We start from the raw sequence: 25,373 nt of genomic DNA on the forward strand, positions 1-25,373 counted from the left end.
TTCAATCGATCGTATCCATGCGCGCGACATCCTTATCGTAATCGACGCCCGCGATATCGAACCCGTTTGCGGCGAGAAAGTCGTGCTTGTAGCCTTCGAGGTCGCAGAGCTCGCGGAGATTTTCCTGCGTTACCGACTTCATGCTTTCGAGACATTTTTTCTGCACGTCGTCCGCAAGTTCGAGATCGTCGATTCTGATACGATGCTCGCTGTCGGTCGGAACCGTACCGTCGGCCGTATAGAGCCGTTCGGCGAAGAGGCGCTCCATCTGTTCGATGCAGCCTTCATGCGTTCCCTTTTCTTTCATCACTTTAAATAAAATCGACAGATACAGCGATATGATCGGGATAACCGCGCTCGAACGCGTGACGAGTCCCTTGTTGACGGAAATGTACGCGCCTCCGCCGACCGAGTTTTTCAGCTCTTTATCCAAGTCGAGCGCAGCTTTTTCCAAATCGAGCTTTGCAGTGCCGATCGTGCCGTCGCGGTAAATCGCATGACTGAGTTCGGGTCCGATGTACGAATACGCGATCGTGCGGCAGCCTTGTGCGAGTACGCCCGCATCGGACAGCTGTTTGATCCAGCGTCTCCAGTCGTCTCCGCCCATTACTTTGATCGTGCTTGCGATTTCTTCTTCCGTCGCCGGCTCCGCGCTCGACTCTTTGAGCGTCTCGGTCATAATATCGATGCACTTTCCGCTGTAGGGTTTTCCGCGCGGCTTGATTACCGATTTATAGAGTACTTTCGTATCGGGATCGGTGCGCACGGGACTTGCAAGACTGTAAATTATTAAATCGAATTTGGCTCCGAGTTTTTTCACTTCGTCGATGACGCTCTCTCTCGTTTCGTCGGCAAAAGCGTCTGCATTCAGCGTAACGGATGCAAGTCCTTCTTTTTTCGCCGCGCGGTCGAAAGCCGCATTGTTATACCAGCCGGGCGTGCCGCCCTTCGTTTCCGTTCCCGCTTTTTCGAAAGAAACGCCGATCGTGTCGGCTCCGTATTCGAATGCGGCGACGATGCGGCTCGCAAGTCCGTATCCCGTCGAACAGCCGAGCACGAGTACGGTTTTCGGTCCCGCCCCGCCTTCTTTTGCACCCTTGATGCCGCGCTTCGTTTTTTGCGTCTTGATATACGCGATTTCGTTTTCCGTTTCTTTTGCACAGCCTACGGGATGCGCGTTGATACAGATACTGCTTCGAACCATCGGTTTAATAATCATAACTACCTCTCATAAAAACTTTTGCAGGATGTTTTAACATCCGAAAAAGTTTTTAGCCGTGCGCGAAAGCGCATACGTTATATAATCGAGTTTGCAAAATACAGTATACCCGTACGCATACGATTTTTATCGTAACGATACGCATACACAGTTTCCGCAAACATACGCGCAAACTCGAGATAAAAAGCGGAGGCGCTATTTCAGCCGATGCTTTTTATCGTACCTCTCATAAAAACTTTTACAACTTCGAATCAACTTCCGTCTTTCTTTATTCGTACCGCTTAACGATGACGCACCCGTTGTGTCCGCCGAAACCGAGCGATACGCTCGCCGCCGCATCGATGCGCATTTCCCGGCCTTTATTCGGAACGTAATCCAAATCGCAGCCGTGCTCGATATCGGGTTCGTCGAGATTCATCGTCGCAGGTGCAAAACCGTCTCCGATCGCTTTGACGCAAAAGAGCGCTTCAATAACACCCGCAGCTCCGATCATGTGCCCGGTCATACTCTTCGTCGATGACACCGCCAATGTATATGCGTGATCTCCGAAAGCGCGCTTTATCATTTTCGTTTCCGTTTCGTCGTTCGCCTGCGTCGACGTACCGTGCGCATTGTAATACTGAACCGAAGAAGGCTGCATACCCGCGTCGGCAAAAGCGCGCTCGATGCAAAGCGCTCCCCCCGAACCGTCGGGAGTAGGTGCGGTTATGTGGTAGGCGTCGCTCGACGATCCGTAGCCTCCGATTTCCGCATAGATGCGCGCACCGCGCTTTTTCGCATGTTCGAGTTCTTCAAGCACGAGGGCGGCGCTTCCTTCGGCCATAACGAAGCCGTCTCTCGTTTTATCGAAGGGGCGGCTCGCCTTTTCCGGACAATCGTTGAACGAAGAAGCGAGCGCTTGCAGCACTTGAAAGCAGCCGATGCTGAATCCCGTGATGCACGCTTCCGTGCCGCTTCCGATGCACACGTCCACCCTTCCGCTTCGAATCAAATCGGAAGCAAGACCGATCGCATCGGTACCTGAAGCGCAAGCCGTCGAAAGCGTCCATACGGGGCCGTGTACGCCGAGGAGCATGCTGACGTTCGCGGCAGCTTCGTTTTGCAGCATCATCGGAGCGGTAAGCGGCGGAAGCCGGCTCACGCCGAAGCGGGGATCGCAGTATTTTTTAAAACCGTCTTCGATCGCGTCGTAGCCGCCGATACCGACGCCGTTTACGATGCCCGAGGCATCCGCCCCGAAAGACGATTCGTCATAGCCCGCATCGCGAATGGCCTGCAGAGAAGAGGCCGTGAGAAAGCGCGTAAACCGCGCCATTTTGCGTACGAGTTTATGATCCAAACCGTACGCGTCGAGTGAAAAATCTTTTACTTCAGCTGCAATCTTTACGGGATAATCGGAAGCATCGAAAAGGGTAATTTTCCCGATGCCACTTTTGCCCCCTTTAATGCCCGCCCATGTCGATGCGACATCGTTTCCGAGCGGAGTGACGGCACCCAAACCCGTAATGACTACACGTCTTCGTGATTGAATATCCATTGAGTCAGTGTACAAGGTATGGCATTTTTATTCAATAAGCGGATTGCATACACGCATTATCTTATGACAACGCAATCTTTTTTATGCATAAGATACCATGCGAACGATATCGGCATGAAAACAATTAAAAAAAAATACATAAAAGCAGCATACTATTCGTTAAAAAAAATTACGCAACCGTGCAGATCGCAATGATTACAGCCGCGGATCAGTCGGTTCGCTTTCCGTTGCGAGAACGGCAAAGACACTTTCGTGAATGCGCCTGAGCGGTTCTTTTTTGACAAAACGTTCGAGAGCTTCGATCCCCAACGCAAATTCCTGTACTGCAAGCGCTCTCTTTTTTGCAAGCCCGCGTTTTTTCAGGCGAATAAGATTTTCTTTTTCGCAATACTCCGGGCCGTAGATGATGCGAAGATATTCTTTTCCGCGGCATTTAACGGCAGGCTGCAAAATGGAGCCGTCCTTACCGTATGCGATAAAATCATAGGGCTTTACCACCATACCTTCTCCGCCTTTACCGGTCAAATCAAGCCACCATGTTACCGCATCGTTTGTTTCCGATTCGTCTTCCAAATGCACGATTTTATACGGAGTCATTTTAAAAAGAGTTGAGTCCGCACGGCATATCTCCGCTATATACTCCATATGCCATTGATGATTTTTATCGGAATGGACGGATCCCTCAGTTGCCAAAATATGGAAGGGTGCAAGTTTATAATCGTCTACGCTTGAAACTTCCCAGCAATAGGTTCGGTACGCGGAAACGAATTTTTCCGCCGACTCCTTCTTTCCTAAAAACGTATGCAGCAATTCCCGAGAACCTTCAATGCCGCGCAGTGCCGTTAAACGTAAAACCTCTTCCGCTTCCGAAAGCGCGTTGAGCGCCGCAGATCCGGTTGCGGCATATTGATCGTGAATAAGGCTTTGCGCTTTTGCCGACCACGGCATGAGTTCGGTATCGAGGCACACCCAGTCGGTATCGTGTTTTTCCCAAAAACCGGAACGGGTCAACGCATCGCGTATTTTTTCCAAAAACGCTTTTTCGATTTCCTTATCGTTAAAAAAATTACGCCCCGTACGGGTATAGCAAATACCGAAACCTTCGTCTGCAATACCGAATCGGTTTTCGGCAGTCCGTTCATCCCGACAGATAATCAATACGGCTCGTGAACCCATATGCTTTTCTTCGCAAACTATTGTTCGGATGCCGCGATTTTTATAATACGCAAATGCTTCGAGCGGGTATTCCAAAAAATCGTCGAGCGTACTCGTTTCGCTCGGCGACATGGTCGGCGGCAGGTAGATGAGCCACTTGGGATTAACTGCAAAACGACTCATCGCTTCAAGGGCGGCGATGGAATTTTCTTCCCGAATTAAAATATTGTTTTTAAGTCGCGTCTGAACGATACGCCGTCCCGTAACGTCTTTTATGTCGAGGACATCATCATCCTGATGTTGAAGCGTTATAGAGGCATGGCTGTCGCCGTTTGCGCGTGCCGTCTCTGTCTCCGACGAAAGCGCATTTCCTCGCTCCGCCTTTTCGTTTTCCAACGCATTCGCCGTTCCGAATCCTATCGATTCAATCGGTTTAACCGGTTTGCAGTATATCTTTTGCGCTTTTACCGAAACGAGTTCCTCTTCGGGATAACGCAGCGCCGTGAGCGAACCGCCGAACACGCAGCCCGTATCTATATCGATCGTATTGTTGAGCCACTGGGCGGAGATGACGGGCGTATGACCGTACACGACCTTTGCGCGGCCGCGGTATTCCGATGCCCAGTTGTACCGCACCGGTAAACCGAATTCATCCGTTTCGCCGGTAGTTTCCCCATACAGGCAAAACGAACGCACCGCCCCTGAGCCGCGTCCCTGCATTTCCTCTTTAAGGCCTGCATGAGCGACAACGAGTTTGCCCGAATCCAATACATAGTGGCTGATCAAGCCGTATAAAAATTCTTTTACGTCGCTTTTAAATGCATCGGATTCTCCTTCAAGTTGCTCAAGCGTTTCGGCCAAACCGTATTTTTCCTGTACCGTCTTTCCGTTCAGTTTCTTTTGGAGCTTCATATCGTGATTTCCCGGAACACAGAGTGCCGTCCCGCCTCGCACCATACTCATAACGAGTTTTAATACGGCCGGAGAAGCGGGTCCCCTGTCGACCAAATCGCCTAAAAAAATAACCGTACGATTTTCGGGGTGGCTTACTTTAAATCCGAAGTTTGTTCCGTCATCGGCCGTCGGTTCTATCGCATAATGCAGTTTTTGCAAAAGCGCAACCAACTCTTCATAGCAGCCGTGCACGTCTCCGATGATATCGAATGGGCCGTGCAGTTCGGTTTTATCGTTGTATAATTTTTCCCGCACGATCGATGTAACGGCGTCGACTTCGCCTTCGGACTTAAAAACATACAGCTTTTTAAATCCTTCTTTTTTTAAGCTTTTGGAGGAACGCTTAAAATCCTGCATCTGCCGCCTGATGACATGGGCGGAAAGGGTTCTGTCCGTACGCGCCGCATTTCTGCTTTCGCACAGCTCCTGCGGCATATCGAAAACGATTGCGACGGGAAGAACGTGAAAAGAACGCGCTATATCGAGTAATTTTTTCCGTGCGTCGGCTTGAATATTTGTCGCATCGGCAACGGTGAGCAAGCCGTTTTTAAGCCGCATTGAAATGATAAAATGAAACAGATCAAAAGCATCACGCGAAGAGGTCTGATCGTTTTCATCGTTGGAAACAATTCCGCGACACGTATCCGAAGAAACGATTTCATATTTTGCAAAATGTTTTTTCGCAAAGCTGCTCTTGCCCGAACCCGAAACTCCCACGAGCAGAACCAAGGCCGTTTTCGGTATATTAATTTCCATATGTAAATACCGCCATCTGCGACGGCGCTCCTATACTTTCCTCTTCTTCGCCGACCGGAAAAAACGCAAGGGCATAATTGTTTTTACGAGCAACCTCTTCCGCCCATGCTTTGAATTCTTTCCGCGTCCATTCAAAGCGATGATCGCTATGCCTCATTTTTCCCTCCGGCAGATTTTCATAACGTACATTGTATTCGCTGTTCGGGGTGGTAAGCACGACTGTCTTGGGCTTGGCATACATGAAGATCGATTTTTCCAGTGCTGGCAATCTGTTCGGATCGAGGTGTTCTATCACTTCAACGACGGCTGCGGCATCGAACCCGTCGAAACGCCTGTCCCGATAGGCAAGCGAACTTTGAAATAATGAAAGCCGTTCGCGCTGCTTGGCAGGCAGTTCTTCCCAATGCAGTTTTTCTTTACATTTTGTCAATTCCGAATATGAAACGTCGGTACCGGCAATACGCGTATATTGTTTTTCTTTTAAAAGCAGCTTCAGCAATTTGCCGTCGCCGCAGCCTAAATCGATAACGCTTGCCGCCCCGCTCATACGCACTTTTTCGGCAACGAGCTTTAAACGCACGTCGTGCAGACGTTCTTTTTTTTCTTTTCGTGCAGGCGCTTCGTCGGCTGTTTCGCTTTCATCGCCGCCGCTTTCTTCTGCGTGGAGCACTTCAATGGCGGAACGTACGAGCGATTTTAAATTGATCAAATATCGCGAGACGATGATTTCCTTTTCAGGATGCCCTTCGATCCAGCCCTTTCCTTTTCGAAGCAGCTTATCGACTTCATCCTGCGTGATAAAATAATGCTTTTCGTTATCCAAAACGGGAATCAAAACATACAGGTGCGACAGTAATTGCTTTAAAGGCAGTTTGTTTTTGAGCGTAAGGGTAAAATATTTTCCGTATCCCCATTCGGGAAACTGCGTATCAAGCGGATGCCGCTTCGCTTCGACCGTGTAGCCGAGCGGTTCAAAGAGCTTTTTAATCAAGACTTCCCCGCCGTGCGGAGCCGGCAGCACGGAGATCTTTGCCGTTAATGAAAGCGGCAGATCGACGAATTCCGGTCGTTCTTTACAGTTTCCGTTTAAGGCACTTGAAAAGGCATTTGAAATTGCCGTACTCATAAATGAAGAAGCGACATAGGGACGATCATTGACGTATTGTCCGAGTAAAAAATCTTTTCCCGCAAAATTCTTTGCGTTACGCACCATGCCGACGGGATCGATATCCAAGAGGATGGCCGCCGTCGCTTTTTCTTTTCCGTATTCGGGGTAAAAAATATACACCTTGCCGACCGACAGCTTCGCCGTCTGCAGTTTGTCGGGGTGCTTATGCAACAGAAAACTTAAAGCTTCGGCGTTATTTCCTTCAGCCGTTATCGTCAGCAACATATCCGCTCCGTTTTGATGTTTATGCAATCGTATTGGAAATTTCCAAAAATTGTGCTTATTTGAACAAGCTTAATTATATACAAAAGAAAAACGGCTTGCAATCAACGCGTATTTTCGTGCGTATCCTCTTTTTATCCGATATCTTTGACAATCGAGCACTAGACATTTCGATATATATTATTATATAATATCGATTACATTACATGGTAGACGTGTTTTCAGACACAGGGAGGATAGTTGGCCTATACTAACAACAATAAGGGCTTACGGATTAACGAACAAATCCGCGTACGGGAAATCAGGTTAATAGATGATGAGGGTAATCAAAAAGGAATCGTACCTACGATTGATGCGCTCAGAATGGCTAGGGATGAGGACCTCGACCTTGTTGAAGTTTCGCCAAACGCGAACCCGCCGGTCTGCAAAATACTCGACTTCGGCAAATACCGGTTTGAAATGGAAAAAAAGCTCCGAGACTCCAAGAAAAACCAAAAGGTATTAAAGCTCAAGGAAATCCGTATGCAGCCGAAAATCGGCCCGGGCGACCTTGACACGAAAGCCAAGCATGTGCAGGAATTCCTCGACGAAGGCAATAAAGTCAAAATCACGATCCGCTTCCGCGGACGAGAATTGGCTCACACCGAACTCGGATACGGAGTCCTGCAGGAAGTTCTGAAAAGGCTTACTTCCGCATACGTCGTCGAAAAACCGGCCGCTATGGAAGGCAAGTTTATGTCGATGATCATTTCGGGAAAGGCCAAAACAACAAGTGAGGTAAAATCGAATGCCTAAGATGAAGACGAAAAAGTCCGCCGCCAAGCGTTATTCGCTTACCGGCAGCGGAAAAGTCAAGTACAAAAAAATGAACCTCCGCCATATTCTCACCAAGCGTTCTTCAAAACGGAAACGCCAGCTCCGCGCTGCAGGAATTATGGCCGAAGACTCTGCTAAAAAAGTAAGAAAGCAGATGCTGCCGTACGGCTGATCTTTAGGAGTTAAAACATGTCAAGAGCAATAGACGGATCAAAACGTAAAAACCGCCGCATCAAAATCCTAAAGCTTGCAAAGGGTTTCAGAGGCGACAGAAAATCGAATTTCAAAGCCGCAAAAGACGCGGTCGTAAAAGCGCTGCGCCACGCCTATGTCGACAGACGCGACAGAAAGGGCAATTTCCGCGCGCTGTGGATTGCACGTATCAACGCGGCCGTCCGCGACGAAGGGCTTTCGTACTCCCGCTTTATCGACGGCTGTACCAAGGCAGGTGTCGCAATCAACCGAAAAGCACTTGCAAATATGGCAATCGAAGATCCCGCGGCGTTCAAAGCAGTCGTGGACATCGCAAAGAACGCACTGAAGGCATAATATGATATCGCTCGATCAGATTCTTCTTCTTGAACGAAAAGTGGAAAGCGCTGTGGAAAGAATCTCACAGCTGCAGTCGGAAAACGATGCTCTGCGCACCAAGTGTGCCGAGCTCACAAATGCGCTTGCCGACAAATCGGAGCGGCTTTCCTCTATCGAACAGGATCAGAGCAAGATCGAAAACGGCATATTAAAAGCGCTCGACCGGCTCAATTCAATCGAAAATTCCGTACTGAGAGCCGGAAGCGCAGCCTCCGCTGTAAAAGCTCCTCTAAGTCCGAAAGCGCACGAGAGCGCGCCCGTCACTGCCGACGAACCGAAAAAATCCGAAGCGGACGGACAGTTCGATATCTTCTAAATGGGTTCCCTCCAAATCGACCTGCTCGGTTCTTCTTTTGCGATCAAAGCGAACGAAGAATCGGCTTACCTTGAAAAACTGCTCGGCTATTATAAACGCATCACCGAAGAAGTAAAAAAAACGGGCGGCTTGACCAAGCCCGTCGAAATAGCGATCATGAGCGGCATCACGCTTGTCGACGAATTATATAAAGAAAAATCGAAAAATGCAAAACTCTTAAACGGAACGAAGGAAACCGACGATGAAGAAGCCGAACGTCTCACGCTCCGCATGATAGACAGGATCGATAAGGCGCTCGAGTGAAACCCGTGCATGTGTGGGTGGATGCCGATTCCTGTCCCCGAGCGGTACGCGATTATATTATTAAAAAAGCGGCGGATCTTTCACTTGCCGTCAGCTTTGTCGCAAACCGCACCGTTCCCGTCGATGAAAAATTATTAATCGATAAAAAATTATCTTTCGAAAGCGTCATTTGCGAAAACACGCCCGGCGCGGCCGACGACTATATCACAAGCCGTGCGGAAAAAGGCGACATGATCGTCACGCGCGACATTCCGCTTGCAGCAAAGCTTGCCGAACGGGACTTGTGCGTATTAAACGACCGAGGTATGTCGTACACAAAAGAAAGCGCAAAAAAAAAGCTTGCCGACAGAAATTTCAATATGCAGCTTGCAGAAGCGGGGCTTACCGGAAACAAAAAAAACGTCTACGGCAAAAAAGAATTCGCACTTTTTGCCGCATGTTTCGATAAAGAGATAATCAAATTGATCCGCGATCGATCGCTCTCGCTGCTGTAAACAATACGGCTTTTCGCAAAATATTTGCAGTCGAAGACGTATGCTTTTTACAGCGGCGTTATATTCGATTTTACGATCTCGGCAGTCAAATACTTTTAAACGGATTCTCCGTGATTTTCAGGAGCCGATTCTTCGTCGGGATATGCGAGCAGGATGGCCGAAATGCGGCTTTTTACCTGCAAAAACGCCGCGACGATTTCAGGGTCGAACTGCGTACCCGCTCCTTTTTCGATCTCTTCAAATGCCTTTTCGGGAGGCCACGCGTCTTTATACGAGCGGCGATGACTGAGCGCATCGAACACGTCGGCAACGCTTATGATACGAGCGGCGAGCGGGATCGCATCCCCTCCCAGCGCTTCCGCAGGAGGAAGCGGCTCGCCTATTTTATACGTGCGGTAATCGACATTGCCGGGATAACCCGACGGCGATTTATCCCACGCTTCGTGATGATGGAGCGCAACGTCGCGGCACATCGAGTCGAGCTGGGAAGAACCGTCTCCGAAAATCTGCGCACCGATGCACGTATGACTTTTCAATACGGCGCGGTTTTTATCGTTCGGACCGTAGCGCTTCGGACTGTGAAGCACCGCATCGGGAATGCCGACTTTGCCGATGTCGTGAAATTTTGCGGCTATTTTCAAGCAGTCGCGGAAACAATGTTTTTCATGTTCGGGAATATTATGATCGAATGCCCAGCGGTCGTAGATTTCAAGAGAATTTTCGGCGACGCGCATAACGTGCGGATACGTTTCTTTCGGATCGCGAAGCTCGGCCATCTTCAGCATGCGCTGCACCATCAAATTCGTCTGATACGTATTTTGCAGCGCTTGTCGGACGTTCGACGCAAAGTGCGTAATATAAAGCTCCGCGTCTTCATCGAAGCCGATAAGTTTTCCCGATTCGTCCTGTGCGTTTATGAGCTGCATGACGCCGAGCAGTTTTCCGGACTGCATTTTGAGCGGCAGCGTATAAATCGATTTTGTGTGATATCCGGTTTCGATATCGTTTGCTTTATTAAAAACATAAGGCTTATCGGCAGGAATCCGATACGCATCCTGAATGTTGACCGGCTCTCCCGACAGCGCCACATAACCGGAAATCGATTTTTCATTGATCGGAACGGAAAACGAAAGATACGGAAGCTTTTCTCCGGGTTTGAGTTTTTTCAGCTGCGTATCGTTTTGCGCGTATTTTATACGAAGTTTACCGTCTTCGATTTCGTAGATGGAACCCGCATCGGCACGGACGATGGATCGCGTTTCGGTAAGAATCCGTTCGAGAAGGACATCGATATCTTGGATTTCTTCAAGTTTTTTTTCAAGTTCAAAAATTTTCTGCAGCTTTTGCTCTTTTTGTACAACACTTTTTTTGGACCGTTTCATGCGCAGTTTCCCTATTACGATATCGAATACAAATCCGCTTACTCCCCCTCCCCTTTATTATATCGGCGTTTAAAATAAAATACAATGTAAATTTATAATATATAAATCATAATACCGTTTTTCGAATCAGAGAAAAATATATCGGCCCCGCGCCTCTTTGTACGTCGGGCAGAACATGAAAACCGTATTTTGTCTTTTCGGCTTCGGGAAAAAGCGTATCGCAAAACGGCAGGAGCCTTTGTCTTTCGCGTGGAACGGCATCGAGTGCGATTTTTGCCGTATCGAATTTTTTCAAAAGCCGCTCTACGATGCCGTCGTTTTCGGCCGGAGCAAGAGCGCACGTCGAATAAAGGATATAACCTTCAGGATTCAGCATACGGTAGGCCGACGACAACAGAGCCCACTGAGCGATTGCCGAAGTTTTTATCCGCGAAGGAGTCCACTCGGCAAGGTATTTTGCATCGGTAAAAACGTGACGCTCGGACGAACACGGTGCGTCGAGCAGGATGCGGTCAAAACGCGCGTTTTCGTCGAGGCACATTTTCGCACCGTCGCACAAGCTCGCCTTTACGCGCGCAAAAACGGTTTCGCAAAGACAATTTTCAAGGACGCGCTTGAGTCTCCGGCAGCGCTCACGGGAACGCTCGTTTGCAACGAGCATTGCATCCTCTTCCATAAGCGATGCGAGGACGAGCGTTTTTCCGCCGGGAGCGGCGCAAAGGTCGAGAAGCGTATGGGCGCCTGAAAGCGGAAGCGAAAAAGCCGCCAAAACGCTTGCGGCATCGAGAAAATACGGCTCCTTTCCGCCCGCGTTCCACGCCGCATAGCGGACATCGCCCGAAAGCGCTTCTCTTATTTTCGGCCATCGCTCTCCGTACAGCGCCGAATAGTACGCTTCGAATCCCGCCCTTCCCGAAAGTTTTTGCGCTTCTCTATCTTTCCGCATATCGCGCTCCGTCCATGCATCGCTTTCCGCTAGAGTTTTGCATTTCGATCGGTATCCGCTTCCGATACCCGTGTGCACTTACCGGAATACACTTCGGCGACAAAAACATCGTTTTCTTTTTTTGCGATTCGAAAGGCTTCCGCCCTCGCCCGCCTCTCTTCGCCGTACCTAAGTGCGTCCGTACTTTGAGAGGCAGTAGCGACGTACGGCAAAGTACCTACGCTTTGAGAGACAGATCCTGCGTACGGTACTGCGGAATTTTGAACGACACGCCAAACGCCGTCTCTTTTTTCAAGCGAGAGAATACCCCGTTCGATTTTAAAATCGATAACGCGGCGTGCGGACTCTTCGATCCGCTTTGCAAAGTCTTCATCTTCCCTCGCGCGCGAGACGAGCAGCGCATGTTGGCGTGCAAACTTTTTTTCGGAAATCATAATCACGTCGACGCCCGCTTCGATCGCCGAAAGCGCCGCACGCTCCGGAGGATAGCCGTTTTCCGCAAGAGCCGCCATAAAGATATCGTCCGAAAACACGAGACCTTTAAATCCGAGCTCGCCGCGAAGTTTATCGTCTATCCAAATACGCGAAAGACATGCGGGAGTGCGGGGATCGGCAAGGGAAACGCGGGCGTGCGACATGAGTACGCCTGCGCTGCCGCGAGAGACAAGGCGGGAAAACGGATAGCGAACCGTTTTATTAAATTCTTCTTCGGTAATATCGATTTCGGGCAAACCCGTGTGCGGGTCGGTATTCGTGTTGCCGGGAAAATGTTTTATCACCGCGGCGACACCGTTATTTTGCAGCGCATTGAGAGACGCCGTTCCGTATGCGACTACGCTCGACGCATCGCCGAAACTTCGATCTCCGATAAAGGCTTCGTTCGATTCGGTACGCGTTTCAACGACAGGCGCTATATTGACGGTAAAGCCGAGCAGCCGCATCTGCAATGCCTGCAGCGAATAGAGTCGATACGCGTCCGAAACGGAAAACGTTTCGGCGACGGCTCCGTTTGCGGGGAGCTTTCCGGAAACCGCCCTAAGCCGGCATACGTCTCCACCTTCCTGATCGAGGGCGAAGTACGGCGGAATGCAGCCGTGTGCAGAACAGTACGAAAAAATCGAATCGGTAAAATTAATAATTTTTTCAGGAGTATCGGCGATATTGTATGAAAAGAAAATATAGCCGCCGGGCATGAGCGCTTTAGTGCGCGAAGAATCGGTCCATTCGACAGGAGTGAAGACATCGTCGCCGACGAGGTTTTCCATAAAGAGCTGGGCGGCTTTTTCTTCGATCGTAAGGGATGCAACATAGGAAAAAAGCGCATCCCGTTTTGCAGTAAGCGTGCGGACGGCATCTTCATGCACAACGCGCGCACACTCTCTCATAACCCGCTCGCGCCGCATTTGCCGTCTTTCGGACACGGAACACGAAGTAAAAACAAAAGCTGCAATCAAAAAAAACGCGACAACGTTCCGTACACTCCGCATACAACGGAGTATATGCCTTTTTGGAGGATACCGCAAGAGTTCGTTCGGGGTACATCCGTGTACCCCTCACTAACGTATTTTTGCTTTACGCAAAAATACGCGGCTGCTGTGCTAAGATGCGACACGGCATCCGTGCCGTGCATTGAAAGCGGAGTGCAAAATGAGGCGAAGTTCCCCTCACCGCTTGCAACGAGCGCGTCAGCGCGAAGTTTCCCGCGCTGAAATCGGCACAAACGGGGCGTTGCGGGGTGTCCCCGCTGGAAGGGGTAGGGGCTGTCTCAAAAGTCGGTTACTTTCTCGACAGCCTGTCGAGTTTAAAATTAAGTCTTTATATTATAATGACTTAATTTTAAACGTCGCATATAAAATCAAGGAATCTGTCCAAAAACTGAAGTTTTTGAACAGCCGCGAGGGGAAGGCTTTCCCCCTTATTAAATTTCGGCGCGTATTCGAAACCGGAATTGCCCGGAAAACGCTTATCGTTTATACTGAACGCATGAAAAAAATCGGCATCGTCACCGGAGCGAGTTCCGGAATGGGGGAAGAATTCGCGCTTGAGATCGCACGGCAAAAAAAGTGCAACGAAGTCTGGCTCATCGCGCGCAGAAAAGAAAAGCTCGATGCGCTCTGCAAAAAAATCAAAGCGGAAAAAAGCGTCGTCCCCCGCGCCGTCTGCATGGACATAAGCGGACGCGAAGGGGTCGAACGTTTTGCAAAGCTGCTTGAAAAAGAAGGCGGCGATTTTACCGTCGTCATACTCGTCAATAACGCGGGCTTCGGCACCTACGGCCCCTTTTCGGAAACCGACGTCATGCGCGAACTCGATATGATAGATTTGAACTGCACGGCGCTCACCGGCCTTTGCGGCGTATCGCTTCCGTATATGACAAAGGGATCGCTCATCATCAACACGGCAAGTCTCGCTTCTTTTTCGCCGCTCGGAAATTTTGCCGTCTACGCCGCGACGAAAGCCTACGTGCTGAACTTTACGCTCGCGCTCGCAGCCGAAGTGAGGGATCGCGGCATACGGGTGTGCGCGCTTTGCCCCGGATCCGTGAGCACCGAATTCGCGGAAGTCGCGTCGAACGGCGCGCGCAAAGAAGTGCTGCACGGGGTTCCGGCAGACAAAACGGTCGCGCACTGTTTAAAATGCGCGGAACGAGGAAAGAAAACCGCGCTCATGACATGGAAGTGGAAACTTTTCGCCGCAGCGAGCCGATTGCTCGGCCGCTATACGATCGCGCGCTTTACATACAAACATTGGAAGCGCCCGTATAGGAAATAGGATGAGAAGGGGCGGCGGAAAACGATAAGGAAACACCGATGAATAAAAACGACTGTATCATTCGTTTGGAAAAGAAAGAGGAATACCGGAAAGTTGAAAACCTTGTACGCGAAAGTTTTTGGAATGTATATCGTCCGGGATGTCAAGAGCACTATATTCTACAACAGCTGCGGAATGATCCCGCATTCGTTCACGAGCTTGATTTTGTGATGGAAAAGGACGGCAAACTCATCGGGCAAAATATCTTCGTTAGAGCAATGATTAAAGCCGACAACGGAAATGACATTCCGATTATGACGATGGGGCCGATCTGTATTACGCCGGCGTTACAGCGAAAAGGTTACGGAAAGATTCTGCTTGACTATTCCCTTGAAAAGGCGAGAGAACTCGGCTGCGGAGCCGTGTGCTTTGAAGGCAACATCGATTTTTACGGTAAGAGCGGTTTTTCTTATGCGAGTGCATACGGCATCAGATATCATGGATTACCGGAGGGAGCAGATGCGTCCTTTTTTCTTTGCAAAGAATTGATTCCGGGTTATCTGTCCGATATTACCGGAGAATATGCCGCACCGAAAGGATACTCAGCCTGCGACGAGTATCCGAATAAGTTTGCAGTATACGAAGCGGGCTTTCCGGACAAAGAAAAACGAAAGCTTTCCGGACAGATTTTTGATTAAAAAGTATTTATTTATAGGAACCCGTCTGCTTTTTATGCTTTACTTTTACCGATATGCGCTCGGAACGGCTTTTTGAAATTCTCTTTATTTTCCGACGAAGAACTTTTTTTCCAAAGGCGCCGGAAAATAAAGAGAAGACTGAAACGGTTCTGTAATGACATTACAATCCTATTTTCTTACAAATGAGTTTAAGCGTTTTTTTGGGGTATGCATTCGCATTAATATAAATGATTTGATTTGAGTTTCCCCTAATATCCAAATGTAGATTTCCTTCATTTTTTATAAGTGCATGCCCCATAGAAACACTCGTTATTTCACTGAGCATAATTTTTTCCGTGCAAACAAAACGATAACGTTTCGTAAGAACACCATCCTTTATTATTATATGACCGGCATCCATAACATAAAACATAGTAAATGCCAAGAGCCAAGAAATCACAAATACACCTATCCAAGATTTCCAATAATCAATATCAGTCATCCAATCCAAAAAAACATCATTATAAAGCCCAGTCCCAATACTAAATGACAAGGCGATGAGGGGTATAACAATCATAATTACAACTGAAGCGGTTTTCCACCATACAGGCAAAAAGATTTCTTCATTTCTTTTTAATACTTTTCTCTCATTAAAAAAAGCTCTGAAATTTAGAATAAAACTTTTCATTCGGGAGCCTTCATAATTAAGTCGCTTTGATTTATTTCCGCCTGTAGATAATTTTTATATATTTTTTCCATCGTTTCCAAATCTATAACATTCAAATAAAAATCTTCTATCGTGGAAATTCTCTGATCGCCTTTATCTTCTCCCATACCGATATAAACGAGATAGCGTTTGTTTCCTTTTTCGATAGTGTAAAAGCCCCATTTACATTCATCAAAGTAGGGCACATTTTTAGTGTTCCCGATGATCTCTATTTCATAGTTTGAAGGTATATATCCGACGGAGGTTAAATATAATTTTCCTCACTACTGTCCAAGATAAATTAGATACTATTTAAAGTCTGTAATTCGTGATATAGTTAAGTTGGCACACAAAACAATATCACATAAGGAATTACAGACATGAATAAATATAACACAAAACTCGGACAGTTGCTATCTTTACTAGAGAGACCTCAATTTGAAAAATGCGTAAAAGCGACAGGGGCTGACAAGCACTGCAAAGGCTTTTCCGCATGGCAGCAGTTTGTAACTATGGCTTATGCACAGATAGCAAATCCGCACGGACTTCGAAGCCTGGAAAACTCGCTGAACGCAAATAAAACCTGCCTGTATCATCTGGGAGTTCAAAAAGACGTGAAGCGCGCGACAATTTCGTATGCGAATACTACCAGAAAACCCGAGGTGTTCGAGAAGCTGTTTTATTCACTCTCGTCAGCCCTTGACCGGAATGGACGCAAGAAATTCAGAAAGGATTTCTACGGAATCGATGCGACAGAGCAGAGCCTGAATCTGCATGATTTTCCATGGGCGACTTTCAGAAGCACAAAAAGCGGTGTCAAAATTCATCTTACCTATGACATCAATAACAGTCTGCCGAAATATCTTTTCATAACCAATGTAAACGAACATGAAAATAACACGCTGAAAAAAATGAATATCGCCAAAGGATGTACGGTCACATTCGATAAAGGCTACTGCAATTACGCGGTTTTCGGAGATTTTTGCCGTGATAAAATCTTTTTTGTTACAAGATTAAAGGAAAACGCACAGTACCGTGTCATTGAGGAACACGAAAGCAGGAATAAGCACATAACGCTTGATAGGACGATCGAATTTACCGGTATGCAGACAGGCAGGAAATGTCCTTTTCCTCTGCGAGTCATAAAATCCGTTGATGAGAAAACAGGAAAGGAAATTAGGATTCTGACAAACATATTCAATCTGAGCGCCGGATATATCGCCGGGATGTATCGGGCCAGATGGAACATCGAAATATTTTTCAAGACAATAAAGCAGAATCTGCGAATCAAGAAGTTTTTCGGCCGGACAGAAAATGCCATAAAAACACAAATCTGGATTGCGCTGACTGTGTATCTTCTGTACATGAAACTGCGGCAGCTGTGTATATATAGAGGCAAAAACTTTACAAACTTTATGTCGGAATTAAAAGTCTGCCTTTTTGAACGAAAGGACTTATTTGAATGGTTTGCCGGAAGCCCGCCTCCTGCTGTTTACCATCCTAGTGATTTTCAACAGGAGCTATGGGCATGATTTTATCTTGGACAGTAGTGTTTTTAAAGAATCGATTTCATCTTTCCTAAGACACGCGACATCCGGACACTCTCGTTTTTTCCCGATTGCAAAGCATATTAAAAAGTAAAATTTTCAAATCCCTTATCAACAACTCATATTTTTACACCGTTGATTTCATTTAAGGCTCATGCTATAGTCGACATGACAGGCTGCGATACACAAGCGCATCAGATACATTGCGATAAGGGTTATATATGAGTTCCGATTTTCCGCTCAAGCACGATGAGCTTTTAAAATTAATAAAAAATTTCCCGACCCCTTTTTACCTTTACGATGAAAGGGCGATCCGCGAAAACATGCGCCGCTTTACCGCGGCTTTTTCCGCCTTTCCGAAGTTCCGCGAACACTTCGCCGTAAAAGCGATGCCGAATCCCTATATGCTTAAAATCCTCGCGGAAGAAGGATGCGGCGCCGACTGTTCGAGCTTACCCGAACTCATGCTCTCCGATTTGGCGGGTATCGAGGGAGAACACGTCATATTTACATCGAACGAAACGCCCGCTTCCGAATTTCAATACGCATACGAGCACGGAAACCTCATCAACTTGGACGACATCACCCACATCGATTTTTTAAAAAAAGCGCTCGGCGGCAGATTACCGAAGCTGCTATGTTTCCGCTACAACCCCGGTCCGCTCAAGCAAGGCGGCAACGCGATCATCGGAAAACCCGAAGAAGCGAAATACGGCCTCTCGCGCGAACAGCTTTTCGAAGCCTATGCGCGCTGCAAAGAAGAAGGCGTCGAACGATTCGGACTTCACACGATGGTCGCTTCGAACGAACTCAATCCCGATTTTTTTATCGACACGGCGGATATCCTCTTCGATCTCTGCGTCGAAATAAAACAAAGACTCGGCATAAAAATCGAATTCGTCGATTTGGGCGGAGGCGTCGGCATTCCGTACAAGCCGGAACAAAAAGCGGTCGATCTCGGCTATGTAGCGCGCGGCATCAAAAAAATCTATGACGAAAAAATTATTAAAAACGATCTCGATCCTATGGGCATCTACTGGGAATGCGGCAGACCCGTCACCGGCCCCTACGGTTGGCTTATTGCGACGGCAATCCACGAAAAACACATCTACCGCGATTATATCGGAGTCGACGCGTGCATGGCGGACTTAATGCGGCCCGGTATGTACGGCGCTTATCACGAAGTGACCGTCAGCGGAAAAGAAAACGCGGTAAAAGACAGGGTATACGATGTCGTCGGATCTCTGTGCGAAAACTGCGATAAATTCGCCGTACAACGGAGCCTGCCGAAAATCGATATCGGCGATATTTTAATAATTCACGATGCGGGCGCGCACGGAAGAGCGATGGGATTCAACTACAACGGAAAGCTCAGAGCGGGCGAAGTGCTCATGCGGAGCGACGGTTCATTCAAAGAAATCAGACGGCGTGAAACGATTGCCGACTATTTTGCTACGCTCGATTTGGACGGCGTAAAAAATTTCAAATAACAAAAGATTACCGCTTTTCGATTAATCGGCACACCTCATAATAACACTATACCCCGATCTTAAGCGAAGTATGGTGACTAATCTATCGTCCTTGCATTTTTTATTTGCGTTTCAAATATTTAATCGAATCGAGGGCAACAGCAGCAATTAAAATCAACCCTTTAAATACAAACTGCAGATTCGTATCAATGCCGAGGAACGTCAGACAATAAGTCAAACCGGTAAATATGATAACGCCGATGACGGCGCCTCCGATTTTACCAATACCGCCGTTAAATGAAATACCGCCAACGACACAGGCCGCGATCGCATCGAGTTCATACCCCTGCCCTGTGCCGGCGCTCGCATTCGCTTTAAATGCTTCAAAAAACGAGCCAAATCCGTAGAACACACCGGCCATAGCAAAGATACCGATCGTGACCCAAAATACACTGATACCGCTCACGCTCGCCGCTTCCGAATTACCTCCGACCGCATACATATTCTTACCGAAAGTCGTTTTATTCCATATAAACCACGCGATAAATATAGCAACAACAGCGGGAATTATTAATTTGGGGAATGTTATAAATTCGCCGTTGAGGAATCCGAGTTCCCATCTGCCACCGAGCATATCTTTAATACCCGCATCAATTGAACCGACGGGTGTGCCGCTTGTACCGAAAAAAAGAAGACCGTAGATGATAAGCTGCGTCGCAAGCGTTGAGATAAACGGATGGATTCGAAGCTTTGCGCTGAACACGCCTGCAAAACAACTGAACAGCACGCAAAACACGATCGATATGACAAGTGCAAGGGCAAGCCGAGCAGGAACGGGAAGCGGAGTGAAATCCCATGCGCCGAGATGAAAAAAAGTTACGATATTTTTTCCCGGATGCAAAATAAGTCCCGTGATGACAGAGCCGAGTGCAACCATTCGACCAATACTTAAATCGGTGCCGGCTATGAGAATGAGCCCCGCAACACCGAGCGCATAGAACATACGCACAGAAGCCTGTTCGAGTATCGTAAAGATATTCGGCAACGTTAAAAGCTGTCCGTTTCCCGAAATAGGAGCGACTATGATGCACACGATAAAAAACACGAAAATTGCCAAATACAAACCGTTATTTAAAAAAAATTTCGACGGCTTGAATTGATATACATAATTTTGCCAGCCGAGCGATATATTTTCCGAAAAGCGAGGAGAACCGTTTCTTAAACTGCGATTTTTTTGCACGCGATCGACATATGCCTGATTTTTTGCCACTTTCGCGCGGTCGACGTCGGATACGTATTTGCTGTGCGCGTCGAAGAGAGCCGCCTTATGCTCGTAGCCGTTTATCGAAAGCGCTTCTTTTTTTGCCGTTCGATCCGCAAGCGTCGTTTTTCCGCAATACGATTTGACGATCGCTTCGCGCCGTCGGTTAAAATCCGTATTGATCGCAGCGATATCGTTTTTATATTTTTCCGCAAGAGAAGCGATCTTTTTATTTTGCGCATCGTGCACGCTTCGTATATAGATTCCGGCAATTTCATTTGCATACGCAACCGCTTCCTTTTGCAAAATCGAAATTTCATTTTTATTTTTCGCGGCGACGACGCGGGCTTCGGCGATCTGCCGTAGGTCTTCGGCGATCCGCGCATTGCGAGCTGCCGAATCGATAAGCTTATTGCGTTTAAGAGATGCGATGTCCTGCTTGAGCTCGGAAATTTTATTTACACCGTTGCGACGCAGCTCAGCGAGTTTATCGCCGTATTCTTTCAGTTTTTTGTCGTCGTCAAGATAATTGCCATATTCGTTTTCCATACGTCCTCCGCATTACAGATATTTCGCCGAAAGGCGCAAGAGTGCTTCCTGATCGGTATCGTTCGTATCGACAACACCCGCGAGCCGATGATTCGACATAACGGCTATACGATTCGTAATGCCGAGAATTTCCGGCATTTCGCTCGAAACAACGATAATCGTTTTTCCTTCTTTTGCCATTCTAATGATAAGCTGATAAATTTCATACTTTGCCCCGACATCGATACCACGCGTCGGCTCATCCATGAGAAATACTTCGGGGGAACGTTCAATCCATTTTCCAATGATGACTTTTTGTTGGTTGCCGCCAGAAAGAGAAGTGATAATTTCATCGGCGGACACACATTTTGTTTTCATCTGTGTAATTTCGCGGTTTGCCGCTTCATATAATTTCCGATTCGACAAAATGCCGTTCGATTTGTAGCTCGCAAGATTTGTAATTGTCGTATTAAATTCTATAGATGCTTTTCCGAACATACCGTTAAACTTCCGTTCTTCGGTCACAAGGGCAAAACCGTGTTCCATCGCATCGCGACTGTCCGCAAAGTAAAGGCGTTTCCCGCCGTAGCTAATTTCTCCCGATGCAATGGTTCGCACGCCGAACATCGCCTCAAGCAATTCTGACCGCCCGGCACCGACAAGACCGTAAAGTCCAAATATTTCACCTTTCCTGACGGTAAACGAAATATCTTCAAGCACCGGTTCGTACTTTGTCGTAAGCGATTTCACTTCAAAAATATAATCGCCGGGAACGTTATCGACATCAGGATAACGCTTTTCAAGAGAACGCCCAACCATTGCCGAAATAAGCTCGTTCATTTCCGTCGTTTTAGTGTCTTTCGTCAAAATCATTTTTCCGTCGCGGAGAACTGCGACGTCGTCGCACACAAGAAACACTTCATCCATTTTATGAGAAATATAGATAAATGACACGCCTTTTTTTTTCAGATTTTTAACGATCGAAAAAAGTTTGGCAACCTCGTTTTCGGTCAGAGAAGAGGTTGGTTCGTCGAGCACGATTATCTTCGCGTTGTAGGAAACCGCTTTTGCGATTTCGACCATCTGCCGCTGCGACACGGACATCGATCTCATGATCGTGCGCGGATCGACGTTCATATCCAAAGAGTTGAACAGCTTGACGCTGTCTTTCAACATCTTCGCTTCATCGATTACGCCGAAGCGTTTCGGATATCTTCCGAGATAAAGGTTGTCCATGACGGAACGGTCAAGACATTGGTTCAGCTCCTGATGTACCATCGCGACACCGTTTTCAAGAGCCTCTTTCGGGCTCTTAAAATCAACGGGCTTTCCATCAAGCATAAACTGCCCTTCATCTTTAGTGTAGATTCCGAACAGACATTTCATCATCGTAGATTTACCCGCTCCGTTTTCGCCCATCAAACCGAGTACGGAACTTTTTTTTACCTCAAGATTGATACCGTCCAAAACTTTATTTTTTACAAAAGACTTTGAAAGATTTTTTACCTCAAGGATAATATCGTCCATTATACGCACCTTATTAATTTAACGCATTTGGTTTCAAAAAAGGCCGTGTCCTTTTCGAGGACACAGCCTTGTCCGATGCAATCAAATCAAAAACTATTAATACTTGAGTTTATCGGTATAATCACGACCGGAATTTGTTTTAACCACATTGATCGCGTATGCATCGTAATTGTTCAGGTTCGTAAATTTGTCAAGACAACTCGATTCGTTTTGACCGTCTCCCTGAACAATGGTAAGATCAAGATTCATAAACGGCGCATAGTAGCGGAGCGCAGGCACATATGCCGATGACAACCAGTTGTCGCCGGAATTGAATACGGTGAGCAACACTTTTTTAGCAGGGGCATTCGTCTGCCTAATTCCCGCATCGCGCTGACCTGCCGTATACTGTTGACAGTTGACTATATTTACACCGGAATTTTTTGCCAGCAGCGCACGCGCATCGGATATATATTCCATCAGCGGGGTGATTTTATTGCCATACTGATCGGCTTCCGAGATTCCCTTTGTATATACATCGCTTCCCGAAAGACCATCGAGCAGATTTCGCAGTACTTGCAAAGTTCCCGCTGCCTGCGCGTCCGTATTCTGTGAAACCGTACCGCTGAGCCTCCCCGCACCGATTGCTTCAATCGCATCCGCATTCGCATCGTATCCAAAAATCGGAACCCCCGAGGGGTAGTTAGACGCCTGAAGACACCCCATTGCCATACCGTCGTTGTTGGAAACAACCATATCGATCTGCGTACCGAAACGCGTAGCCCAACCGCTCATCGCATCAGTTGCCGCGTTCGCATTCCATGTCGAACCGTCCGTCCCCGTCATTGCGCGGCTTTCAAGTTCGATAACGCGCATCATCCTGCCGCCCACTTGTACCGAGCCTTCTTTTGATACACCCGGATCGGTCGAACCGTTCCACGTTCCCAGCGCTTTACGAATACCTTCCGTACGCGCCGTTGAATTATTGTGCCCCATATCGCCGATACAAAGCACATAACCGATTACTCCATCGCCGTTTCTATCGACCGATACGGGAGATGCTGCAAGATAATCAGTAATGAGCCGTCCCTGCACCGATCCTCCGTCCAGACTGTCAACACCCACGTAGTAAGTCTGCGGATTCCAATTCATAACCGCCATATCGATTTCTCCCGTCGTCGGATCAGACGGCTGACGATTATAAAACACGAGCGGCTTATCTTTATTTTGAACCTTTGCCGCCTGCTTGCTGCATCCGATAAACGCGATACCGATGACCGCCGAAAAAACGGCAGCTGCAATTGTTTTTTTCATTCAATTACTCCTGAAAACATGAACCTGCCCAAACAATTCAATCTTCGGACAGCTTCCTTGTTTTACTATACAATTTTACTTTTATAGGTTCAATTTCGAGATCTTTAATCTCGAAATTTAAAAACCCTTTCGAAGTGCAAGTAAATGGCAAGCCTTGAAAACAAATAAGATTATACTCAAGGCAAGATTCCGTTTGCGCCCCCGTTTCAAGCGTTAGGATTACGGAAAGCCTACTCCAAAAGATCGGTCGCGGCATACACAGCGAGTTTGCAAAGCAAGCTCGGTAGTGAGTGCAACAAACAAAGTTCTCACCGAAAGCACACCTTTATTTAAACAATAGTTTCAATACTCATCATTCGCCCTTACAGTATACAGCCAAATAAGAAATTGTCAAATGAAAATTATCTACACACTGCTCCTTACAATATCCGTTACATCTACTGTAAAGTTTTCCATCAATCACATGCAACGAACCGTATCGGATGCCCCAACAACACATAATCCCCTCTTCTATAATAAATTAGAATTCCGTGCTATAATGAAAAAAGAAGTACGCTTTTGGACACTTCTTTATAAAAGCTTTTTTAGATGTAGAGGTAAAAGTATGGTTGACAAAATGAAATCAGAATATTGGGGGGACGGCATGGACGCAGGCACGGCGATAAGCGATGCGCGAAAAATGACACGTGAAATTTGGCTTCAAGAATGTTTTCCCGAATGGCATCACATGCTCAACCAACAGATTGAAAATATGCAGGTTCCTAAAAGATCTTTTGCACTTTGGATGCTCGGTGGCCCCTCATGGGCGTTTAAATCTTCGGGTGGCGTGACATTTTTGATTGATAATTATTCAGGGTCTTCATCAACGAGCAAATATTCATCGGACGGAGCCTGCCGCATGACCGGCGCGTCATATTTATCTTGGCTTCGTATAAATCCTCATGTGATCGATCCTTGGAAATTTAATCGACTTGATGCAGTATTCGCAACGCATCCTCATTCAGACCATGCCGATTTTTATACAGTATCCGCAACACTTCAAACGACGGACTGCAAATTCGTCGGTCCGAAAAACGTATGTGCACTGTTCAGAAAATGGAATGTTCCTGAAGACAGAATCATCGAAGTGAAGCCCGGTGATACTTTCAAGATAAAAGACGTAAGTATATATGTGGAAAAAAATTACGACTACATGGCATGTATGACCGGTGATTATAAGATCAGTGAACCTTTCGATTTTGATGCAAATGCCGTTTCATTCATCCTCGAATCGGGCGGCCATTCCGTCATTTTCGTAGGCGACACGCTGTACAATGACGGTTTTACTGCAGTCGGACATCGTCACAAAATCGACATCGTCATAGCGGCGATGGGACATAATGCCCCGGGCATTTCCGACAAAATGAATCCATGGGATGTCATGCGCGTAGCACAGAATCTCCGCGCAAAAATCGTCATACCCGACCACTACGAAAACTGGTCTAGCAGCGCGATTGATCCGCATGAGCTGCAAAAAATAGTCGACGCGAATGACAAAAATTTGAAAACCTGTATTATGAAAAGCGGGGGTATATATGTGTATCCGCGCGATAAAGACATGAGAGAATATATATATCCTGATTGGCGCGAAAGATATGACTGGGAAAAAAGCATCATGTATGGAACTATAAATAAAACTAAATGATCGTTATTACGAAAAACACCGATTAAGGCAATATATAATAATCTGTACTTTTTCACACAGCTTTGCTGCAA

General features: G+C 47.2%; 23 protein-coding genes. 11 read left to right on the forward strand and 12 right to left on the reverse strand.

The features are described 5' to 3' along the window. Nucleotide 1 precedes the first annotated feature (1 nt). The 4 genes from fabV to H9I35_RS03125 form a co-directional block, all read right to left on the reverse strand. The gene (fabV, locus tag H9I35_RS03110; protein WP_187420175.1) at nucleotides 2-1,219 is read right to left on the reverse strand and encodes an enoyl-ACP reductase FabV; all 1,218 of its coding nucleotides are present in this window, start codon (nucleotides 1,217-1,219) and stop codon (nucleotides 2-4) included. Between the two features lie 268 nt (nucleotides 1,220-1,487). Continuing rightward, nucleotides 1,488-2,756, reverse strand: a complete 1,269-nt coding sequence (gene fabF / locus H9I35_RS03115; protein ID WP_187420176.1) for a beta-ketoacyl-ACP synthase II — start codon at nucleotides 2,754-2,756, stop codon at nucleotides 1,488-1,490. Nucleotides 2,757-2,951: 195 nt separating this feature from the next. Continuing rightward, a complete protein-coding gene (locus tag H9I35_RS03120; RefSeq protein WP_187420177.1) occupies nucleotides 2,952-5,621 on the reverse strand; it encodes a polynucleotide kinase-phosphatase in 2,670 nt (889 codons plus the stop codon). Then, nucleotides 5,611-7,014, reverse strand: coding sequence for a 3' terminal RNA ribose 2'-O-methyltransferase Hen1 (locus tag H9I35_RS03125; protein ID WP_187420178.1), 1,404 nt, complete (start codon nucleotides 7,012-7,014; stop codon nucleotides 5,611-5,613). Before H9I35_RS03125 ends, H9I35_RS03120 begins: the two co-directional genes overlap by 11 nt. A 237-nt stretch (nucleotides 7,015-7,251) precedes the next feature. Between H9I35_RS03125 and infC the strand changes: the two genes are divergently transcribed. From infC to H9I35_RS03155, 6 genes are read left to right on the forward strand one after another with little or no spacing between them, the layout of a single operon-like run. Then, nucleotides 7,252-7,806 (forward strand): translation initiation factor IF-3, encoded by a 555-nt coding sequence (gene infC, locus H9I35_RS03130; RefSeq protein ID WP_016520364.1) that lies wholly within the window; start codon nucleotides 7,252-7,254, stop codon nucleotides 7,804-7,806. After that, complete coding sequence (gene rpmI / locus H9I35_RS03135; RefSeq protein ID WP_016520365.1) at nucleotides 7,799-7,999, forward strand: 50S ribosomal protein L35; 201 nt, start codon at nucleotides 7,799-7,801, stop codon at nucleotides 7,997-7,999. The genes infC and rpmI overlap by 8 nt, the downstream gene beginning before the upstream one ends. Before the next feature lie 17 nt (nucleotides 8,000-8,016). Next, nucleotides 8,017-8,376: a 50S ribosomal protein L20 gene (gene rplT / locus H9I35_RS03140; protein WP_187385526.1), complete on the forward strand. Its 360-nt coding sequence runs from the start codon at nucleotides 8,017-8,019 to the stop codon at nucleotides 8,374-8,376. A 1-nt stretch (nucleotide 8,377) separates the two neighbouring features. After that, nucleotides 8,378-8,734: a cell division protein ZapB gene (locus tag H9I35_RS03145; RefSeq protein ID WP_187420179.1), complete on the forward strand. Its 357-nt coding sequence runs from the start codon at nucleotides 8,378-8,380 to the stop codon at nucleotides 8,732-8,734. Next, entirely contained in the window at nucleotides 8,735-9,037 is a 303-nt protein-coding gene (locus H9I35_RS03150; protein ID WP_016520368.1) for a cell division protein ZapA, read from the forward strand. Then, nucleotides 9,034-9,531, forward strand: coding sequence for a DUF188 domain-containing protein (locus tag H9I35_RS03155; RefSeq protein ID WP_187420180.1), 498 nt, complete (start codon nucleotides 9,034-9,036; stop codon nucleotides 9,529-9,531). Before H9I35_RS03150 ends, H9I35_RS03155 begins: the two co-directional genes overlap by 4 nt. A gap of 95 nt (nucleotides 9,532-9,626) precedes the next feature. On the opposite strand, the gene H9I35_RS03160 is transcribed toward H9I35_RS03155, so the two are convergent. From H9I35_RS03160 to H9I35_RS03170, 3 genes are all read right to left on the reverse strand, one after another. Continuing rightward, entirely contained in the window at nucleotides 9,627-10,913 is a 1,287-nt protein-coding gene (locus H9I35_RS03160) for an HD domain-containing phosphohydrolase (RefSeq protein WP_187420181.1), read from the reverse strand. A gap of 106 nt (nucleotides 10,914-11,019) precedes the next feature. After that, a complete protein-coding gene (locus H9I35_RS03165; RefSeq protein ID WP_187420182.1) occupies nucleotides 11,020-11,859 on the reverse strand; it encodes an RsmB/NOP family class I SAM-dependent RNA methyltransferase in 840 nt (279 codons plus the stop codon). A 29-nt stretch (nucleotides 11,860-11,888) separates the two neighbouring features. Continuing rightward, nucleotides 11,889-13,346 (reverse strand): glycoside hydrolase family 3 N-terminal domain-containing protein, encoded by a 1,458-nt coding sequence (locus tag H9I35_RS03170; protein WP_252722702.1) that lies wholly within the window; start codon nucleotides 13,344-13,346, stop codon nucleotides 11,889-11,891. Nucleotides 13,347-13,842: 496 nt separating this feature from the next. Between H9I35_RS03170 and H9I35_RS03175 the strand changes: the two genes are divergently transcribed. Together H9I35_RS03175 and H9I35_RS03180 are read left to right on the forward strand one after the other, a co-directional pair. After that, nucleotides 13,843-14,631 (forward strand): SDR family NAD(P)-dependent oxidoreductase, encoded by a 789-nt coding sequence (locus tag H9I35_RS03175; RefSeq protein WP_187420183.1) that lies wholly within the window; start codon nucleotides 13,843-13,845, stop codon nucleotides 14,629-14,631. Nucleotides 14,632-14,669: 38 nt separating this feature from the next. After that, a complete protein-coding gene (locus tag H9I35_RS03180; protein ID WP_187420184.1) occupies nucleotides 14,670-15,308 on the forward strand; it encodes a GNAT family N-acetyltransferase in 639 nt (212 codons plus the stop codon). A 160-nt stretch (nucleotides 15,309-15,468) separates the two neighbouring features. On the opposite strand, the gene H9I35_RS03185 is transcribed toward H9I35_RS03180, so the two are convergent. Both H9I35_RS03185 and H9I35_RS03190 read right to left on the reverse strand, forming a co-directional pair. Next, the gene (locus tag H9I35_RS03185) at nucleotides 15,469-15,975 is read right to left on the reverse strand and encodes a hypothetical protein (RefSeq protein ID WP_187420185.1); all 507 of its coding nucleotides are present in this window, start codon (nucleotides 15,973-15,975) and stop codon (nucleotides 15,469-15,471) included. Further along, complete coding sequence (locus H9I35_RS03190; RefSeq protein WP_187420186.1) at nucleotides 15,972-16,199, reverse strand: hypothetical protein; 228 nt, start codon at nucleotides 16,197-16,199, stop codon at nucleotides 15,972-15,974. The genes H9I35_RS03185 and H9I35_RS03190 overlap by 4 nt, the downstream gene beginning before the upstream one ends. Nucleotides 16,200-16,373: 174 nt before the next feature. Here H9I35_RS03190 and H9I35_RS03195 point away from each other — a divergent pair, with 174 nt between their 5' ends. Together H9I35_RS03195 and H9I35_RS03200 are read left to right on the forward strand one after the other, a co-directional pair. After that, a complete protein-coding gene (locus H9I35_RS03195) occupies nucleotides 16,374-17,525 on the forward strand; it encodes an IS4 family transposase (protein WP_252722703.1) in 1,152 nt (383 codons plus the stop codon). 236 nt (nucleotides 17,526-17,761) lie between these two features. After that, entirely contained in the window at nucleotides 17,762-19,030 is a 1,269-nt protein-coding gene (locus tag H9I35_RS03200) for a diaminopimelate decarboxylase (RefSeq protein WP_187420187.1), read from the forward strand. A 100-nt stretch (nucleotides 19,031-19,130) separates the two neighbouring features. On the opposite strand, the gene H9I35_RS03205 is transcribed toward H9I35_RS03200, so the two are convergent. From H9I35_RS03205 to H9I35_RS03215, 3 genes are all read right to left on the reverse strand, one after another. Beyond that, nucleotides 19,131-20,819, reverse strand: coding sequence for an ABC transporter permease subunit (locus H9I35_RS03205; RefSeq protein WP_187420188.1), 1,689 nt, complete (start codon nucleotides 20,817-20,819; stop codon nucleotides 19,131-19,133). 12 nt (nucleotides 20,820-20,831) lie between these two features. Then, nucleotides 20,832-22,325 (reverse strand): sugar ABC transporter ATP-binding protein, encoded by a 1,494-nt coding sequence (locus H9I35_RS03210; protein WP_187420189.1) that lies wholly within the window; start codon nucleotides 22,323-22,325, stop codon nucleotides 20,832-20,834. Nucleotides 22,326-22,421: 96 nt separating this feature from the next. After that, entirely contained in the window at nucleotides 22,422-23,618 is a 1,197-nt protein-coding gene (locus tag H9I35_RS03215) for a substrate-binding domain-containing protein (protein WP_187420190.1), read from the reverse strand. Nucleotides 23,619-24,156: 538 nt separating this feature from the next. Here H9I35_RS03215 and H9I35_RS03220 point away from each other — a divergent pair. Then, nucleotides 24,157-25,302: an MBL fold metallo-hydrolase gene (locus tag H9I35_RS03220; RefSeq protein WP_252722704.1), complete on the forward strand. Its 1,146-nt coding sequence runs from the start codon at nucleotides 24,157-24,159 to the stop codon at nucleotides 25,300-25,302. The last annotated feature ends 71 nt before the right edge of the window (nucleotides 25,303-25,373 follow it).

This window comes from Treponema sp. Marseille-Q4132, assembly GCF_014334835.1.
In the GTDB taxonomy this organism is placed as follows: domain Bacteria; phylum Spirochaetota; class Spirochaetia; order Treponematales; family Treponemataceae; genus Treponema_D; species Treponema_D paredis.

What these genes read in the sequence shown, in the direction of transcription:
- fabV (WP_187420175.1), bottom strand. Translation starts at nt 1,219, where the DNA reads ATGATTATTAAACCGATGGTTCGAAGCAGTATCTGTATCAACGCGCAT.
- fabF (WP_187420176.1), bottom strand. Translation starts at nt 2,756, where the DNA reads ATGGATATTCAATCACGAAGACGTGTAGTCATTACGGGTTTGGGTGCC.
- H9I35_RS03120 (WP_187420177.1), bottom strand. Translation starts at nt 5,621, where the DNA reads ATGGAAATTAATATACCGAAAACGGCCTTGGTTCTGCTCGTGGGAGTT.
- H9I35_RS03125 (WP_187420178.1), bottom strand. Translation starts at nt 7,014, where the DNA reads ATGTTGCTGACGATAACGGCTGAAGGAAATAACGCCGAAGCTTTAAGT.
- rpmI (WP_016520365.1), top strand. Translation starts at nt 7,799, where the DNA reads ATGCCTAAGATGAAGACGAAAAAGTCCGCCGCCAAGCGTTATTCGCTT.
- rplT (WP_187385526.1), top strand. Translation starts at nt 8,017, where the DNA reads ATGTCAAGAGCAATAGACGGATCAAAACGTAAAAACCGCCGCATCAAA.
- H9I35_RS03145 (WP_187420179.1), top strand. Translation starts at nt 8,378, where the DNA reads ATGATATCGCTCGATCAGATTCTTCTTCTTGAACGAAAAGTGGAAAGC.
- H9I35_RS03150 (WP_016520368.1), top strand. Translation starts at nt 8,735, where the DNA reads ATGGGTTCCCTCCAAATCGACCTGCTCGGTTCTTCTTTTGCGATCAAA.
- H9I35_RS03160 (WP_187420181.1), bottom strand. Translation starts at nt 10,913, where the DNA reads ATGAAACGGTCCAAAAAAAGTGTTGTACAAAAAGAGCAAAAGCTGCAG.
- H9I35_RS03165 (WP_187420182.1), bottom strand. Translation starts at nt 11,859, where the DNA reads ATGCGGAAAGATAGAGAAGCGCAAAAACTTTCGGGAAGGGCGGGATTC.
- H9I35_RS03170 (WP_252722702.1), bottom strand. Translation starts at nt 13,346, where the DNA reads ATGCGGAGTGTACGGAACGTTGTCGCGTTTTTTTTGATTGCAGCTTTT.
- H9I35_RS03175 (WP_187420183.1), top strand. Translation starts at nt 13,843, where the DNA reads ATGAAAAAAATCGGCATCGTCACCGGAGCGAGTTCCGGAATGGGGGAA.
- H9I35_RS03180 (WP_187420184.1), top strand. Translation starts at nt 14,670, where the DNA reads ATGAATAAAAACGACTGTATCATTCGTTTGGAAAAGAAAGAGGAATAC.
- H9I35_RS03185 (WP_187420185.1), bottom strand. Translation starts at nt 15,975, where the DNA reads ATGAAAAGTTTTATTCTAAATTTCAGAGCTTTTTTTAATGAGAGAAAA.
- H9I35_RS03195 (WP_252722703.1), top strand. Translation starts at nt 16,374, where the DNA reads ATGAATAAATATAACACAAAACTCGGACAGTTGCTATCTTTACTAGAG.
- H9I35_RS03200 (WP_187420187.1), top strand. Translation starts at nt 17,762, where the DNA reads ATGAGTTCCGATTTTCCGCTCAAGCACGATGAGCTTTTAAAATTAATA.
- H9I35_RS03205 (WP_187420188.1), bottom strand. Translation starts at nt 20,819, where the DNA reads ATGGAAAACGAATATGGCAATTATCTTGACGACGACAAAAAACTGAAA.
- H9I35_RS03210 (WP_187420189.1), bottom strand. Translation starts at nt 22,325, where the DNA reads ATGGACGATATTATCCTTGAGGTAAAAAATCTTTCAAAGTCTTTTGTA.
- H9I35_RS03215 (WP_187420190.1), bottom strand. Translation starts at nt 23,618, where the DNA reads ATGAAAAAAACAATTGCAGCTGCCGTTTTTTCGGCGGTCATCGGTATC.
- H9I35_RS03220 (WP_252722704.1), top strand. Translation starts at nt 24,157, where the DNA reads ATGAAAAAAGAAGTACGCTTTTGGACACTTCTTTATAAAAGCTTTTTT.